This is a genomic window from Marinobacter sp. V032 (genome assembly GCF_052645435.1).
The window spans coordinates 1,462,029-1,477,200 of sequence record NZ_JBQXYE010000001.1 but is presented as its reverse complement, the minus strand read 5'-3'; the positions used below and the strand labels follow the sequence as shown (position 1 = coordinate 1,477,200).

Sequence of the window (15,172 nt, the reverse complement as noted above, 5' to 3'; positions counted from 1 at the left end):
CCGACTTATTTCGTGGCGTCCAACTTACCCATCACGTCACCACGGAAGCCGTAGATTTCGCGCTTGCCTGCGAAGGGGATTAGGGTGACTTCGCGGCTTTGGCCCGGCTCAAATCGGATAGCGGTGCCTGCCGCTACATCAAGCCGGTAGCCGGTGGCTTTTTCGCGGTCAAAGGTGAGAGCCGGGTTGGCTTCGGCGAAATGGTAGTGGGAGCCGATCTGGACCGGGCGGTCGCCGGTGTTGCCCACCTCGATGGTGATGCGGTCGCGGCCAGCGCAGAGTTCGATGTCGCCGTCTTTGAGTGCGTATTCGCCGGGAATCATATCGGGCTCCTTATACGATCGGGTTGTGGACGGTGACCAACTTCGTTCCGTCAGGGAAAGTGGCTTCCACTTGCACTTCGTCGACCATATCGGCCACGCCGTCCATCACATCGTCGCGGGTGAGCACTTCGGTGCCGGCACTCATCAGCTCGGCAACGGTGCGGCCATCGCGGGCACCTTCCAGGATTTCGGCGCTGATCAACGCGACCGCTTCGGGATAGTTGAGTTTGAGACCACGCGCTTTACGGCGTTCGGCAAGCAGTGCTGCGGTGAACAGCATCAGCTTGTCTTTGTCTCTTGGCGTGAGTTCCATCGTTGTCACTCCGTTGTTTGAGATAAGGGCTGCTTCAGATAACCCGTCAGGTCAGCCAGATTCTTGGTATGTGTGCCTGCTGCCCGGTTAACCGGGGCCGCAGGATTTCCCAGGCCTGTTGGCACAATGCCCAGGCTTCGTTGCGTTCGTTGCCGAGGTAGCGCAGTAGCAGCACGCCGCGTCGGCGGGTAACGGCCCAGCGCACGGATGCCGGGATCGCTTCGCGCAGGGCTTCAACTGCACCCACTTCGTCGTCTAGCCCCACAGCCCATAACGTTGCTTGCACGCTGGCGCCACCCTGCCCCCATTTGCCTTTGAAGCGCGGGTGCTTCGGGTCCATCGGTTGGCGTTCCTGCCACAGCGGGCGGCCGTTACGGGTCAGGCGGAAGCGCTGTTCCAGATGACCGCTGACAAAAGGCAGATCACCGACCGGACGACCCAGCGCTAGGATTTCCCAGCCGATGCAGCGGGCATCGTCTTCCAGATCAATCGTTGTGGTCTGTTCACCGCGGGAGCCGTCAAATGCGAGGGTTTCCTGCGGGAGCCATTCCAGGGTCGCGCCTTTGGCGACTGTCAGGTGCGTGTGCTGCCCCCAGGCCACGCCGTGGCTGTCGGCCTTGTAGAGTTTGGCGGCAGCGGGCGTGGTGAGCAGCGTGTGCGCACCGGCGCCGACATGGGCTGCAATATGCAGCGCATCACCGCTGACCAGTCCGCCCGGCGGGTGCAACAGGTAGACGTGGCAGCAACCGGTTTTGCCTTCCGGATAGAAGGGCCGCTGGACTCGCAACGGGCCTTGATGGCGGCGGCGGGTCAGGCGGGTAACCGTGTGCAATTGCTCGCTACGGGATTCAAATCCCAGCTCGATGGACGCTGCCCAGCGCCGGCCCGCATCGAAGCGGTGGCCGGAATCGTTCGCCGGGGCTGTCTTCGACAAGGCATCCGGCGTGAGGGGCTGGGCGATGGGCGTGTAGATCGTCATACCGTCAGGTGTTGTTTGATGAGCGCGTCAGAAAGCTCGGCAATTTCGCCCTCTGCCACACGGCGGCCCCGGTCCATAATCGCGAAGCGGTCGGCGTATTTGCGGGCGAAGGGTAGTTTTTGCTCTACCAGCAACACAGTCAGGCCATCTTCAGCGATCAGGCGACGAATGACCTCGCCAATCTGGGCGACGATATTGGGCTGAATGCCTTCGCCCGGCTCGTCAAGAATCAGCAGGCGTGGTTCGATCACCAGCGCCCGACCAATCGCCAGCTGTTGTTGCTGACCACCGGACAAATCACCGCCCCGGCGGTTTTTCATTTCTTTCAATACCGGGAAGAGTTCGTAGATGCGCTCGGGGATGGTTTTGAGGCCATCGCCACGGGCGGCCAGCCCGGTGCGCAGGTTTTCTTCCACGGTGAGCAGCGGAAATATCTGACGGCCCTGGGGCACGTAGCCAATGCCCAGCGAGGCGCGATCTTCCAGACGGCGTTTGGTCAGCTCGACCTTGCCTTCATAGAGCAGACTGCCGCTGGCTGTCAGTTCCTCGCCCATTACACACTTCATCAGCGTGGTCTTACCCACGCCGTTACGCCCCATCACGCAGGTGCACTGGCCTTTGGGAATGTCGAGATCGAGATCCCACAGGGTGTGGCTTTCGCCATAGAACTGGTTGAGCTTTTCGATTTTCAGCATCAGGCGCCCTCCCCCAAATACACTTCGATCACTTTGCGATCATTGGAGACCTGGTCCATCGTGCCTTCTGCCAGCACGCTGCCCTGGTGCAATACCGTGACTTTGCGTGCGATGGAGCGAACGAAGCCCATGTCGTGTTCAACCACTACAACCGACTGCTTGCCGGCGAGACTGGTCAGCAGCTCGGCGGTGCGTTCCATTTCCTGCTCGGTCATGCCGGCGACCGGTTCGTCCACCAGTAGCAGGCGCGGCTTCTGCATCAGCAACATGCCGATCTCCAGCCACTGTTTCTGGCCGTGGGAGAGAATACCGGCGTCGCGGTGGCGCAAGGCGGTCAGGCCGATCATAGTCAACACTTCGTCGATGCGTTCCCGGGTTTCGCCGGTCATGCGGGCGGTCAGTGTGGGGAACACACGCTTGTCGGCGGCCATCGCCAGTTCGAGGTTTTCGAATACTGTCAGCGCTTCGAAGACCGTGGGCTTCTGGAATTTACGGCCGATACCGAGCGTGGCAATGCTGGGCTCGCTCATGGCCAGCAGGTTGTGACGACTGCCGAACCAGACTGAACCGGTGTTGGGGCGCGTTTTGCCGGTGATGATGTCCATCATCGTGGTTTTGCCTGCCCCGTTGGGGCCGATGATGCAGCGCAGTTCGCCATCGTCGATGGTGAGGTTCAGGTTGTTGATGGCCTTGAAGCCGTCAAAGCTGACACTGACATCTTCCATGTAGAGGATAGGCCCGTGGCGCACATCCACTGGCGATTGCGTCGGTGTCAGAAAATCAAAAACCCGGTCGCGGCGGCCCAGTTCCGTCATGATGCTCATGCGGTGACCTCCTTGGCGGTGGATGGCGGTGTGCTGTCATCGTCCTGCGGCTCTTTCTTCAGTGATGGCAGCAGGCCCGCAATCCCTTTGGGCAGGAAGACCGTCACCAGCACGAACAGCGCACCCAGTGCGAACAGCCAGGCGTCCGGCATTACGCCGGTAAACACGGTTTTGGCGTAGTTGACCAGCAAGGCGCCGATCACCGCGCCGTAGAGCGTTGCCCGCCCACCCAGTGCTACCCAGACCACGATTTCAATCGAGAACAAGGGGGAGAATTCGCTCGGGTTGATGATGCCGACTTGCGGCACATAGAGCGCACCGGCAACACCCGCCAGCATCGCCGATACGGCGAACACAAACAGCTGCACCCGCTCGACCCGATAGCCGAGGAATCGCGTGCGGGCTTCCGCATCACGGCAGGCGACACTGACGCGCCCCAGCTTGCTGGTCACGATAATCCGGCAGATCACATAACCGATGGCCAGCGCCACGCCTGTTGCGAGGAAAAGGCCCATTCGCGTGGCGTCGGTACGCAGGTCAAAGCCGAGGATGTCTTTGAAATCGGTCAGGCCGTTGTTTCCGCCGAACCCCATTTCGTTGCGGAAGAAGGCCAGCATCAAGGCGAAGGTCAGCGCCTGGGTGATGATTGACAGATACACACCGGTGACCCGGGAGCGGAATGCCAGGAAGCCGAAGACCAAAGCCAGAATACCCGGTGCCAGCAGCACCATGATGAAGGCGAACCAGGCCATGTCGAAGCCTTGCCAATACCAGGGCAGCTCCTGCCAGTTGAGGAACACCATGAAGTCCGGCAGGTCCGGATTGCCGTAAACGCCGCGATCACCGATCTGGCGCATCAGGTACATGCCCATGGCGTAGCCACCCAGCGCGAAGAACGCACCGTGGCCCAGGCTGAGAATGCCCAGGTAGCCCCACACCAGATCAACCGCTACCGCGAGCAAGGCATAGCAAAGGTACTTGCCCAGCAACGTGATGGTATAAGCGCTTACGTACAGCGCGCTGCCCTCCGGTACTGCCAGGTGCAGTACAGTGACCACCGCCATGGCGGCGAACAGGATGCCCAGGAACAGTTGTGTCGAACGCTCGGTAAAAGGCCGCGCCAGAAACGATTGCGATGATTGCATTGCTCAGCCCTCCGCCGCACGGCCCTTTTGCGGAAACAATCCGCGCGGGCGCTTTTGAATGAAAAGAATGATGAAGACCAGCACAACGATCTTGGCGAGAACAGCGCCTGCCCAGGGTTCGAGCAACTGGTTGATGGTGCCGAGAGACAAGCCAGCCAAAAGCGTGCCCCAGAGATTACCGACGCCGCCGAACACCACCACCATGAACGAGTCGATGATGTAGTTCTGGCCCAGGTTGGGGCCAACGTTGGTGATCTGCGATAGCGCAACACCCGCAAGCCCGGCCACGCCGGAACCGAGGGCAAAAGTCATGATGTCGACTTTGGTGGCCTTGATGCCCATTGACCGTGCCATCGCCCGGTTCTGGGTGACGGCACGCACTTCCAGACCCAGCCGGGTCTTGCGCATGATCAGCATCAGGCCGGCAAACACGATCAGCGCAAAGCCGATGATGTAGAGCCGGTTAAGTGTGAGTGACAGGGCTTCGTTGACCATGATCGAACCGCTCATCCACTCCGGCGTAATAACCGTGCGGTTGAGTGGGGAAATCACCGTGCGCACCAGTTGCTGCAGAATCAGGCTGATGCCGAATGTAGCCAGCAGGGTCTCCAGCGGACGGCCCTTGAGGAACTGAATAACACTGCGTTCAATCGCAATGCCCGCCAGCGCCGCGACCATAAAACCGGCCGGTATCGACAGGAGCAACGCCAGACCGGGTTGCCCCGGCAGCAACTGCTGCATGCCCCAGGTGGTATAGGCGCCGAGCATGATCAGCTCGCCGTGGGCCATGTTGATCACGCCCATTACGCCAAAAGTGATCGCCAGACCAATCGCCGCCAGCACCAGCACTGAACCCAGTGACAGGCCAAAGTAGAGGGTCTCGGCAGCGCGGTTCCATTTGAGTTTCTGTTCGATGCTGGACAGTGCTTCGTTAGCGGCCTTGACCATCGAGGGGTCGTCTCCGCGAGCAGCGGTTGTCAGCGCCGCGCGAGCTTCTGTATTAAGGCTGCCGGAGAGCTGCGCGACTGACGCGACATCGCCCTGTTCAACCCGGTAAATCGCGAGGCTTTCGCTGAGCACATCGCTGACCCGGTCGTCGGATTCGGTTTCGAGCAGCGTGGTGATGCGCTCGGCCATCGCCTCATCCACCCGGCCGCGGATCGCGCGGGCCGCTTCGAGGCGGGTATCTGCATTGTCCACGGTCAGATCAATGACCGAGAGGATGCCATCCAGCTCCCGGCGCAATGCATTATTAATTCGAATGTTGTCGAGATCACGGCGGGATATTTCGCCCATCGACTCGCCCGTCAGGGCGTCTTTTACTTTCCAGTTGCGGCCACGATTTTCCAGCACGATGACAAACTGACCGCTGTCTTCAACGCGGCTCAACTTGCCTGAAGCAAAGGCTTCGAGCCAGTCACGCGCCCTTTCATCACCACTCTTGGCGATGTCACTCAAGACCTGACCCTTCTGCGCATTTGAAGAATCAGCCAGTGCCTGCAACAGCGCCTGCCCGTTATCACCGGCTGACGGTGCTTCAGCCTGGGCCTGCGCCATCAGCGGTAAAGCCAGACAGCAGACAAAGAGCCACTGTGTGAGCGATCGAATGATGCTCATGGTGTTTTCCTGTTGTTTCGGATGAATCAAAGTTCGGATAAATCAACGCTCGGACAAATCAAAGTTCGGTTGAATCTGAACTCGGGTGGATCAGGGTTCGAATGAACCCGATCCGATAGCGGGCATCGGCGTTAGTTATAGGTGGATCACCGATGCCCGCCAGATACTGCGTTTACACCTTACTTGGCTGCGACTTCAGACTTGCCGCCACAGGTCTTCTCAACCACGTTGTAGTTGCCGCAGTTCATCGGCTTGCGCCAGTCACTGATCAGGTCCTTCGAACCGGGCAGGAAATCAGACCATGCATCGCCTGCAACGGTTGACGGGGTCTGCCAGACAACTGAGAACTGGCCGTTGTCCTGGATTTCGCCAATCAGCACCGGCTTGGTGATGTGGTGGTTCGGCATCATGGTGGCGTAACCACCGGTCAGGTTGGGAACAGACACGCCGATGATGGAGTCTTTCACCGCATCAACGTCTGTAGTGCCCGCTTTCTTGACTGCTTCAATCCACATGTTGAAACCGATGTAGTGAGCTTCCATCGGATCGTTGGTGACTGAGTCATCTTTGCCGGTGTACTTGACCCAGGCGTCGATGAAGTCGTAGTTGGCGTCGTTATCGACGCTCATGAAGTAGTTCCAGGCCGCCAGATGGCCGACCAGCGGTGCGGTGTCGATACCGGACAGTTCCTGCTCACCCACAGAGAAGGCGACAACCGGGATATCCGATGCTTCGATGCCCTGGTTTGCAAGCTCACGGTAGAAAGGCACGTTGGCATCACCGTTAATGGTAGAGACCACTGCGGTCTTCTTGCCCTGGCTACCGAATTTTTTGACGTCAGAAACAATCGACTGCCAGTTGGAGTGACCAAACGGCGTGTAGTTGATCATGATGTCGGATTCAGCCACACCATGGTCTTTCAGGTAGGCTTCCAGAATCTTGTTGGTAGTACGCGGGTAAACATAGTCGGTACCCGCCAGAACCCAGCGCTTCACGCCGATTTCGTTCATCAGGTAATCGACCGCAGGAATCGCCTGCTGGTTGGGCGCTGCGCCGGTGTAGAACACATTCTGGGACGACTCCTCACCTTCGTACTGAACCGGATAAAACAGCAGGCCGTTCAGCTCTTCGATAACAGGCAGTACCGACTTGCGGGATACCGACGTCCAGTTACCAAAGATGACATCGACCTTTTCCTTAGCCAGCAGCTCACGTGCTTTCTCAGCAAACAGCGGCCAGTTGGACGCCGGATCAACGACAACTGGTTCAAGCTGACGTCCCAGCACACCGCCTTCTGCGTTCTGCTTTTCGATCAGCATCAGCATGGTGTCTTTCAGGGTAGATTCACTGATAGCCATGGTGCCGGAGAGCGAGTGGAGGATACCGACTTTAATAGGAGGTTCTGCAGCAGCTGCAGAAAGTGAAAATGAAAGTGCCAGCGCAGAAAGCCCGAGTTTCAAGCCCTTTTTTACGTTCATTATTCCTTTCCTTTATTGATTATGGTGTCGCGTGTTTACCTCCCAACAGAGTGCACTCCGCGTTCCAATCAAAGGAAACTCAATTTAAAATCAAAGTGTTACGAAAAAATACCAACACCTTTTCAACGTCCGATCGCATCATCATGTGCACCGCAGCCTTCCATACACCCCCTTATTGCACCATTTTGAATCGCGCGCCGATGCAGAATCATTAGCCAACACACGGCAACCTGTTCAGTAATTAACCGATTTAGATGAGGTTGCGATATTTATTGCAGATAAGTGAGATGTTTAAGGCAGAGAAGCCGCGAGTGCGCACCACAACAATGCAGGATCAATGCACTCGCACCACGGCGCGATGCCAAGGCCATATCAGTGCACCGAGTATCGTTATGGCCCATCAACGCGGAATCATATTGATCGAAAAACGAACAGAGAAAACGATTCGCTTAAACTCATGCCCGAATGCGGTGCACAAACAGCGCGTCAGCCGGCACCCGAAAGCCGCACCAGAACCGCATGCAACGCTGCGCTACCGATGATTTGTGCATCGCTGATCAACAAGAATTCACATTGTCTGACCAAATGGCAGCGACGTATCGTGAACACTATGCCATTCTTGAAACACCGGCCTGGCAAACGCCCGTTCTCACTGCAAGGCCTCAACAGAAGGCATCTGGCCGAGGCGGCGATCCGTATTAAGCAGGGCTTGGCGATGATAAAACCGCCTTAACAGGCGAACTGAAGCGCTTAAATGTAAACTATTTGACAGTTTGTAGTGTCGTTTACCCATACAGTTCGGCCTCACCCATAAAAACAGCAGCGATAAGAGCACTCTTGATGACGACTGATTCTGTTGCGCCCCGTTCTCCTCACATCGTGATCGTTGGCGCGGGCAGTATTGGTTGCTATCTGGGCGGACGCCTGCTGGCCGCCGGCGCCAGCGTCACCATGATCGGCCGACCAAGGTTGCATCAGGTATTCGAGACCCACCCGCTGAGGGTGAGTGATTACCATGGTTTCGACTCAGCAGTGCAACTGGCGCCGTATCAGTTCACGACATCCCCCGAACCTGTTGCTCACGCAGACCTGGTGCTGCTGACCGTCAAATCGGCAGCGACCGAAGATACCGGCAGAGAGATCGCCCCCCTGCTTCGGCCGAACATCCCTGTGATCAGTTTCCAGAATGGTATTGGCAACGCCGACCGGCTCAGGCCGCTGCTACCCAAAGCATCCGTGCTTGCCGGAATGGTGTCGTTTAATGTGTTGCAGAAAACGCCCGGTCACTTTCATCAGGGAACCGAAGGCAAGCTGATGGCTGAGGCAAGCCTTGCACTTACACCGGAGATCATTGCGGCATTCAACAACGCAGGCATTCCGCTAACGCCTCGCACCGATATGCATTCTGTGCTCTGGTCAAAGTTGTTGCTCAACCTCAACAATCCGATCAACGCGCTGTCCGGCCTGCCCCTCAAAGAACAACTCTCGACCCGGGCTTATCGTCGCTGCCTGGCAATGGCGCAGGACGAAACGCTGAGTCTGCTCAAAGCGGCCAATATCCCGACCATAAAAATGGCAGCAGTCCCGATGGAGTGGATACCCACGGTCATGCGCCTGCCTGACTGGTTGTTTCGCCGGCTCGCGCAAACCATGCTCGCCGTGGATCCGATTGCGCGCTCGTCAATGTGGGAAGATCTTGAAGCCGGGCGAAAAACTGAAATTGAATGGATTAATGGCGAAGTCATCAGGCTGGCAAAAGCTCACGGCAGAACAGCGCCCGTAAACCAGCGGCTTGTCGACCTGATTCATCAGTCCGAATCCGGTCAACGCCAAGCCTGGCCCGGCCTGGCGCTGTTGCACGAGCTCACAAAGCCGTCGGCCTGACACGCCACCTCACCGCACATCCTCTGCATATCTGCTGCTCATTCTTTCCAAATGATTACGACGCTGTAATCCATATCGCACACGCTATGGTGCGAATGTCGGATTTGCTTCCTACACCATTCCCGTAAACTTGTTTTCAGCAAGGACGCAGAACTGCAAGGATGCAGAACACGGATGTTAAGCCTGAAGGATCAGGCGCCAGGGAAGAGTTTAGTCTGAAGGATCAGACACATAGGGATATACCAGCCTGACGGATCAGGCGACCGGAGCCACGGAGCAGGTGCACAAGGATTGTGGGCCTTACTCCGTGACTTTTTCTGCACGACACCTGATGGTGTTCCAACTGGGTGTCATCTGGTTACCCTGAGCGCTCAACTCAGGACACTCTCTCGCCTCAGCTATCTTCGGTCATGTAACACGCTACTGAAGCACGCCGATGCCTCCCTGTTTCCGCATGTTCCCCTCCGCACTCTACGTGCTTGTGATGGTCACCCACACTCACTCGGACATCACGGAGCATTTCATGAAGCTTGTTTTCAGCCTGCTGCTTACCCTGGCCACCTTACTGGCCGGCACCGGCATCGCAGTAGCCGCACCGACATCAACAGCACCACAAACCCAGGCAGTCAAAACTGCTATCAACATCAACACAGCGGACGCCCAGACACTGGCCTTGAACCTCGATGGCGTCGGCACAGTCAAGGCCCAGGCAATTGTTGACTATCGCAAAGCCAACGGTCCATTCGCGACAACCGCTGATTTGCGCAAAGTGAAAGGCATCGGCGAACGCACTATTGAGATTAATAAAGCCAACATCAGCGTGCAGTGATAGCTGAGATCCACTGGCTGACAGAGAAGCCGGCCCGTTGCAAAGCCGGCTTCTCTTTTTGAATTACCCTGCGCCTGGTTGATTCTCCCAAGCAGACAACCAGACAACCAGACAACATCTCTTCGTTGCCCCGGCTTTCCCCTATCGGCATGTCTTGCCAGCCTATGGCATTAACGTTAGGCTGACCGCATGACTAATTCTGCAACCCTCTTCGGAAAACGTACCCCACCGCCCCGGTTCTGAGCCGGATAAGGGGATTCTTGTCTGAGCATTAAACTCCGCTCGGTGATCGCCCGCCTGTCCGGTTCACAGCATTTTGCTGCCTTCACCTTTCCAGTAACCGGACAACGGATCTGACATGACCCAATTCAAACAATTGTCGCCTGCAACGCGCGGCGCTTTACTGATCGCCATTGCTGCTGCGCTTTGGGCAACCACCAGCATTGCCGCAAAAACCCTGTTCAATCACACCGATCTGGAGCCGCTGACGCTGGCGTGCCTGAGGCTATGGATCGCCTTTCCTCTGTTTTTCATACTCATGATGCGTGAGCGGGCGTCGCGCCCCCTGCCCCGCGGCAAAAAAGTCATCTTGCCGCTACTGGCACTGGGTTGCCTTCAAGGAGCCTACCAGGGCACTTATCTCTGGGCGGTCGACCTGACGGGGGCCAGCATTGCCACTCTGGTAACGCTTTGCCTGGCACCGGTTCTGGTTGCGATTGTCGCAGCACCGCTGCTGGGTGAGCGCCCGAACCGCACCACTATCATCGCCCTTGTTTGCGCTATCTTCGGTACGCTGCTGCTGGTTTCAGGCGACATGCAGAGCGCGGACTCAGCCCGGATAGGCGGGGTGCTGGTGTCTGTGGTCGCCGCGGCGGTTTATGCCGCTTTTACCCTGACAAGCCGGCATGCTGCCAGTGGCGCGTCAGTGTATGCCACGGCATTTGTCTGTTTCCTGACCGGCGCGCTGGTACTGCTCCCTCTGGCCCTTGCCAGTGGCGGGCTGACGGAACTGGCAGATCTTGATGCCAGAGGCTGGTTGCTGGTGGCCTACATCGGCGTGGTGCCCACTTGTGTGGGTTATGTGTGCTTCTTTACGGGAATGCAGAGCACCCCTGCGACGACTTCCAGCATTATCGTGACGCTTGAGCCGCTGTTCGCTGCATTTCTGGCGTGGATTATTCTGACCGAAGTGATCGGTTTGAGCGGGATTATTGGCGCGGTCATTCTCACTGCGGCAGTGCTGGTCGCCTCACGGCAATCGCCGGCGCAGCAGGAGCAAGAAGAGCCGACGGGCCATCAGTAGCAGGTTAAAACCAAACAGGGCCGGCGAATTGCCGGCCCTGTTTGTCTGAGGCGCCAGGTAAAAAGAGGCATTCACTCCTTGCGCTGACGTTCCAGCATGTTGGGCTGGAGAATCTCGATCCAGTATCCGTCGGGATCCTGAATAAAGGCCAGGCCCTTCATCTTGCCATCGTCCGGGCGCTTCACAAACGGCACGTCCAGCGACTCAAAACGCTCGGCCGCCTGATAGACGTCCGGCACCGCAATACCGATATGGCCAAAACCCTGTGGCTCGTCGTTGCCGTTGTGATAGTCAAAGGCCGCATCATGCTCGGTGCCCCAGTTATGGGTCAGTTCGAGCATAGCCTCACGGCCGAAGATAAAGGTCGTGCGGTGCGCATCGTCGGACGGCACAGCATTGGCCTGCCTGTCGTCCAGATAGCCCAGGAAATACAGAGTGAACTTCATCTCCGGAAAATCGAGCTTGCGGATCAACCGCATGCCCAGTACCCGCGTATAAAAATCCAGACTGCGCTCGGGATCCTTGATCCGCAGCATCGTCTGGTTAAAGACATAGCCTTCCGTCGCCGGGTCTGCGTCTTCAGACAAACCGGGGGCTGTTTCAAAATGGCGGGACATACTTGTTTCTCCTGTCGTCGAGGCGGGTGAGTCGATACATCCTGTTCGTCGCATGCACATGCGGATAATGACGCATAGACAGCATCGGCCTCGCATTTACAATGAACTGCTCACGATGAGGGGCTAAGCCCAAACTTTCAAGGCGCACATTTACGATACCGAACTAAAATACCGGTGAGGCCCTGCTGCCGGGCTCTATCGGGATAGCCCGCGCTCAACGCTCTACTCACCGATTTCTTTGCAAGGATACCCATGAACCCCCTCGCTCAGCTTGTCATTCTCTTTCTGGTCGCCGTTATTGCGGTTCCACTGTTCAAACGGGCCGGGCTGGGCGCAATTCTGGGTTATATCGCTGCAGGCATTTTGCTCGGCCCCTATGGCATGCGGGTGTTCAGCGACGTCGACACTATGATGCACATCTCGGAATTCGGCGTGGTGCTGTTGATGTTTGTGATCGGGCTGGAGCTGCAATTCTCACGCCTCAAAGCCTTGCGGAAACCGATTTTCGGGCTCGGCAGCCTGCAGGTTGCGTTGTGTATGGCGGGTATTGGCGGTGTCACCCTGCTGCTGAGCTATTCATTGACACTGGCCATCGTGCTCGGCAGTGCACTGGCGCTGTCGTCCACGGCTTTCGTACTTCAACTACTGGCTGAAAAAAAAGAGCTGGCCACATCCCACGGGCGACTGGCCTTTACCATTCTGCTATTTCAGGACATGGCAGTGGTGCCTTTCATTGCGTTTCTGCCGTTTCTCGCAGGCGGCGGCTCTCCTTCAAGCTGGGAAGAAAACCTGTTTGATGCAGGCCGGATCGCACTCACCTTCGCCGGCATTGTATTCGCCGGGCGCTATCTGCTGCGCCATGTTCTGAAATTCATTCACGCCACCCAGGTCCGTGAAATTTCAATTGCTGCCGCACTGCTGCTCGTCGCAGGCACCGCATTGCTGATGGAATCCGTTGGACTCTCGATGGCTTTGGGTGCGTTTGTGGCGGGCGTTCTGTTAGCGGATTCAGAATTCAGACACCAGCTTGAGGCTGATATCGAACCGTTTAAAGGATTGCTTCTGGGGCTTTTCTTCATCTCGGTGGGCATGACACTCAATCTCGAACGGGTGCTCGCTAATCCGCTTTTCCTGATCTCCGGTGCAGTGCTGCTGATGCTGATTAAAACCGTGCTGATTGCCCTTATTGGCTGGCGCGGCGGCAAACTGAAAAAACTTGGCGCGTTGCGGCTGGGCCTGCTGCTCAGCCAGGGCGGCGAGTTCGGCTTTGTGATTTTTTCGATGGCGGGCCAATTACAGTTGCTCGACAAGAGCCTGCACGAACAATTGATCGCGATCATTACAATATCAATGGTGCTGACACCGATAGCCGTTTTCCTGTTCGAAAAGACGGTCATGCGCTTCGCCCGCGATTCGCACCCGGCCTTTGACGAAATCGATGACGGCAAAACTGGCGTCGTGATTGCCGGCTTTGGTCGCTTTGGCCAAATCAGCGGCCGGGTTCTGGCCTCGCTGAGAATTCCGTTCACTGCCCTCGATATTAATCCCGAACAAGTCAGCGTAGTGCGCCGGTTCGGGAACAAGGTTCACTACGGTGACGCCTCGCAGCTGGACATGCTACACGCGGCACGTGTTGGCGATGCCAAGGTGCTGATTCTGGCGATTGATGATATCGATGCCTCACTACGCACGGCGCGGCTGGTGCAGCAGGATTTTCCGGATGTGCGCATTCTGGCCCGGGCCCGTAATCGCCGCCATGCCCACTTGCTGATGGACGCGGGCGTCACCTGGATGGTGCGGGAAAACTACCATTCCTCGCTGTTGATGGCGGAGGAAATGCTCGTAGGAATCGGCCGGGAACGCAAAGAAGCCCAGGAGCTGATTCAGCTTTTCCGCGATGCCGACGAATCCACGCTGATCCGCCAGCACGGTCTGCATAATGATCCCGACAAGATTCTCCAGTCAGCCAAGGAAGCCGCCGACGAATTGCGCGAACTGTTCGAGGAAGACCAGCGCAGCCGGGACCGCTCCTGACCTGACGCAGACTCTGGCCGGCACTCCGGGAACGCCCTGAATACCGGCCGAAGTCGTCGATTTTTATTACACCCGCCTCGTTTTTCACCATCGCTGCCTCCCGCCTCGCCCCATTTTATGGGCCTTTCAAGCCCATGGAGTGAATATTGCTTCCCCTCGCCGCAAGCCCAGGCTATTGCTGTAAGTTCTGGGCCGTGGAACGAATGGAGTGCGGTGGTTTATCGCACGTTTAACAGGAAGAAAAAGGAAACAGCTATGAACGGATTTCAGAAAGTACTGCTCGCTGCAGCGTTGGCGACCGCCAGCGCCCAGGCATCAGCTCTTGCCGTCACAACAACCGCATCCGGTTCAGATCTGGTTGATACCATCATCGGAACAGGCGTCACGATTGACTACGGTTCTATCAACTACGTTGGCAGCAGCACCCAGGCGGGTATATTCACCGGCGGCCTGAGTGCCGGCATCGGCATCGATAAAGGCATCCTGCTCACGAGCGGCGCGGCCACCAATGCGATTGGCCCTAACTCAGCCGACGACACCACGACAGATCTCGGCTCTGCAGGTGACGCCGATCTGAATGGCCTGGTTGGCGGCAGCACTCAAGATGCCAACGTGCTTGAATTCGAGTTTTCAACGACTGGCGGCGACCTGTTCTTCAACTATGTGTTCGCATCAGAAGAATATAACGAATACGTCGATTCCGAATTCAACGACGTGTTTGCGTTTCTGGTCGATGGCATCAACATCGCGACGATCGGCAGCGACCCGGTTGCGATCAATACGGTCAACTGTGGCAATCCTTTAAGCACGACCGGTAGCAACTGCGATCAGTTCAACGACAATGATCCGAGTGACGGCACTCCCTCTTACAACCTGGCATACGACGGCTTCACCAATGTGTTTACAGCCTCAATCCTGGGACTGAGCGCCGGTACTCACTCCATGAAACTGGCGATTGCCGATCGCGGTGACGGCCGTTTGGACTCGGGTGTATTCATCCAGGCCAATTCCTTCTCCGACATTCCGACACCGCCAACTGAAGTACCCGAGCCCAGCACCTTTGCGCTGATGGGTCTGGCACTGGCCGGTCTGACACTGCGCCGTCGTACCAAGTAACACTGGCCGCAGTAT

14 protein-coding genes are annotated in these 15,172 nt (G+C 57.2%); 5 read left to right on the top strand and 9 right to left on the bottom strand.

The genetic code is table 11. The features are described from left to right. Positions 1-5: 5 nt before the first annotated feature. The 8 genes from ACUN9X_RS06735 to urtA all read right to left on the bottom strand — a co-directional run bounded on the left by ACUN9X_RS06735 (position 6) and on the right by urtA (position 7,374). Positions 6-323 carry an urease subunit beta gene (locus ACUN9X_RS06735; RefSeq protein WP_260036418.1) on the bottom strand — a complete coding sequence of 106 codons (318 nt, stop codon included), beginning with the start codon at positions 321-323 and terminating at the stop codon, positions 6-8. 10 nt (positions 324-333) lie between these two features. After that, on the bottom strand, positions 334-636 hold the full coding sequence (locus tag ACUN9X_RS06730; protein ID WP_260036419.1) for an urease subunit gamma: 303 nt from the start codon (positions 634-636) through the stop codon (positions 334-336). Between the two features lie 46 nt (positions 637-682). Continuing rightward, complete coding sequence (locus ACUN9X_RS06725; protein WP_445472573.1) at positions 683-1,615, bottom strand: urease accessory protein UreD; 933 nt, start codon at positions 1,613-1,615, stop codon at positions 683-685. Then, positions 1,612-2,310, bottom strand: coding sequence for an urea ABC transporter ATP-binding subunit UrtE (gene urtE, locus ACUN9X_RS06720; protein ID WP_260036423.1), 699 nt, complete (start codon positions 2,308-2,310; stop codon positions 1,612-1,614). Before urtE ends, ACUN9X_RS06725 begins: the two co-directional genes overlap by 4 nt. Then, positions 2,310-3,134, bottom strand: coding sequence for an urea ABC transporter ATP-binding protein UrtD (gene urtD, locus ACUN9X_RS06715; RefSeq protein ID WP_445472572.1), 825 nt, complete (start codon positions 3,132-3,134; stop codon positions 2,310-2,312). Before urtD ends, urtE begins: the two co-directional genes overlap by 1 nt. After that, a complete protein-coding gene (gene urtC / locus ACUN9X_RS06710; RefSeq protein ID WP_445472571.1) occupies positions 3,131-4,279 on the bottom strand; it encodes an urea ABC transporter permease subunit UrtC in 1,149 nt (382 codons plus the stop codon). The genes urtD and urtC overlap by 4 nt, the downstream gene beginning before the upstream one ends. Before the next feature lie 3 nt (positions 4,280-4,282). Then, entirely contained in the window at positions 4,283-5,896 is a 1,614-nt protein-coding gene (gene urtB, locus ACUN9X_RS06705; protein ID WP_445472570.1) for an urea ABC transporter permease subunit UrtB, read from the bottom strand. Positions 5,897-6,075: 179 nt separating this feature from the next. Further along, positions 6,076-7,374 (bottom strand): urea ABC transporter substrate-binding protein, encoded by a 1,299-nt coding sequence (gene urtA, locus ACUN9X_RS06700; RefSeq protein ID WP_260036430.1) that lies wholly within the window; start codon positions 7,372-7,374, stop codon positions 6,076-6,078. Between the two features lie 840 nt (positions 7,375-8,214). Between urtA and ACUN9X_RS06695 the strand changes: the two genes are divergently transcribed. The 3 genes from ACUN9X_RS06695 to ACUN9X_RS06685 all read left to right on the top strand — a co-directional run bounded on the left by ACUN9X_RS06695 (position 8,215) and on the right by ACUN9X_RS06685 (position 11,390). Further along, a complete protein-coding gene (locus ACUN9X_RS06695) occupies positions 8,215-9,258 on the top strand; it encodes a 2-dehydropantoate 2-reductase (RefSeq protein WP_445472569.1) in 1,044 nt (347 codons plus the stop codon). Positions 9,259-9,781: 523 nt separating this feature from the next. Beyond that, positions 9,782-10,087 carry a ComEA family DNA-binding protein gene (locus ACUN9X_RS06690; RefSeq protein WP_347710192.1) on the top strand — a complete coding sequence of 102 codons (306 nt, stop codon included), beginning with the start codon at positions 9,782-9,784 and terminating at the stop codon, positions 10,085-10,087. 358 nt (positions 10,088-10,445) lie between these two features. Continuing rightward, the gene (locus tag ACUN9X_RS06685) at positions 10,446-11,390 is read left to right on the top strand and encodes a DMT family transporter (protein ID WP_445472568.1); all 945 of its coding nucleotides are present in this window, start codon (positions 10,446-10,448) and stop codon (positions 11,388-11,390) included. A gap of 71 nt (positions 11,391-11,461) precedes the next feature. Here the strand turns inward: ACUN9X_RS06685 and gloA are convergent, their stop codons facing one another. Further along, the gene (gene gloA / locus ACUN9X_RS06680; protein ID WP_260036435.1) at positions 11,462-12,007 is read right to left on the bottom strand and encodes a lactoylglutathione lyase; all 546 of its coding nucleotides are present in this window, start codon (positions 12,005-12,007) and stop codon (positions 11,462-11,464) included. A 252-nt stretch (positions 12,008-12,259) separates the two neighbouring features. Between gloA and ACUN9X_RS06675 the strand changes: the two genes are divergently transcribed. Next, complete coding sequence (locus tag ACUN9X_RS06675) at positions 12,260-14,041, top strand: monovalent cation:proton antiporter-2 (CPA2) family protein (protein ID WP_445472567.1); 1,782 nt, start codon at positions 12,260-12,262, stop codon at positions 14,039-14,041. Positions 14,042-14,296: 255 nt separating this feature from the next. After that, positions 14,297-15,157 carry a choice-of-anchor L domain-containing protein gene (locus ACUN9X_RS06670; RefSeq protein WP_445472566.1) on the top strand — a complete coding sequence of 287 codons (861 nt, stop codon included), beginning with the start codon at positions 14,297-14,299 and terminating at the stop codon, positions 15,155-15,157. The last annotated feature ends 15 nt before the right edge of the window (positions 15,158-15,172 follow it).

What these genes read in the sequence shown, in the direction of transcription:
- gloA (WP_260036435.1), bottom strand. Translation starts at nt 12,007, where the DNA reads ATGTCCCGCCATTTTGAAACAGCCCCCGGTTTGTCTGAAGACGCAGAC.
- ACUN9X_RS06735 (WP_260036418.1), bottom strand. Translation starts at nt 323, where the DNA reads ATGATTCCCGGCGAATACGCACTCAAAGACGGCGACATCGAACTCTGC.
- urtC (WP_445472571.1), bottom strand. Translation starts at nt 4,279, where the DNA reads ATGCAATCATCGCAATCGTTTCTGGCGCGGCCTTTTACCGAGCGTTCG.
- ACUN9X_RS06685 (WP_445472568.1), top strand. Translation starts at nt 10,446, where the DNA reads ATGACCCAATTCAAACAATTGTCGCCTGCAACGCGCGGCGCTTTACTG.
- urtA (WP_260036430.1), bottom strand. Translation starts at nt 7,374, where the DNA reads ATGAACGTAAAAAAGGGCTTGAAACTCGGGCTTTCTGCGCTGGCACTT.
- ACUN9X_RS06725 (WP_445472573.1), bottom strand. Translation starts at nt 1,615, where the DNA reads ATGACGATCTACACGCCCATCGCCCAGCCCCTCACGCCGGATGCCTTG.
- ACUN9X_RS06670 (WP_445472566.1), top strand. Translation starts at nt 14,297, where the DNA reads ATGAACGGATTTCAGAAAGTACTGCTCGCTGCAGCGTTGGCGACCGCC.
- ACUN9X_RS06730 (WP_260036419.1), bottom strand. Translation starts at nt 636, where the DNA reads ATGGAACTCACGCCAAGAGACAAAGACAAGCTGATGCTGTTCACCGCA.
- urtD (WP_445472572.1), bottom strand. Translation starts at nt 3,134, where the DNA reads ATGAGCATCATGACGGAACTGGGCCGCCGCGACCGGGTTTTTGATTTT.
- ACUN9X_RS06675 (WP_445472567.1), top strand. Translation starts at nt 12,260, where the DNA reads ATGAACCCCCTCGCTCAGCTTGTCATTCTCTTTCTGGTCGCCGTTATT.
- ACUN9X_RS06690 (WP_347710192.1), top strand. Translation starts at nt 9,782, where the DNA reads ATGAAGCTTGTTTTCAGCCTGCTGCTTACCCTGGCCACCTTACTGGCC.
- urtE (WP_260036423.1), bottom strand. Translation starts at nt 2,310, where the DNA reads ATGCTGAAAATCGAAAAGCTCAACCAGTTCTATGGCGAAAGCCACACC.
- ACUN9X_RS06695 (WP_445472569.1), top strand. Translation starts at nt 8,215, where the DNA reads ATGACGACTGATTCTGTTGCGCCCCGTTCTCCTCACATCGTGATCGTT.
- urtB (WP_445472570.1), bottom strand. Translation starts at nt 5,896, where the DNA reads ATGAGCATCATTCGATCGCTCACACAGTGGCTCTTTGTCTGCTGTCTG.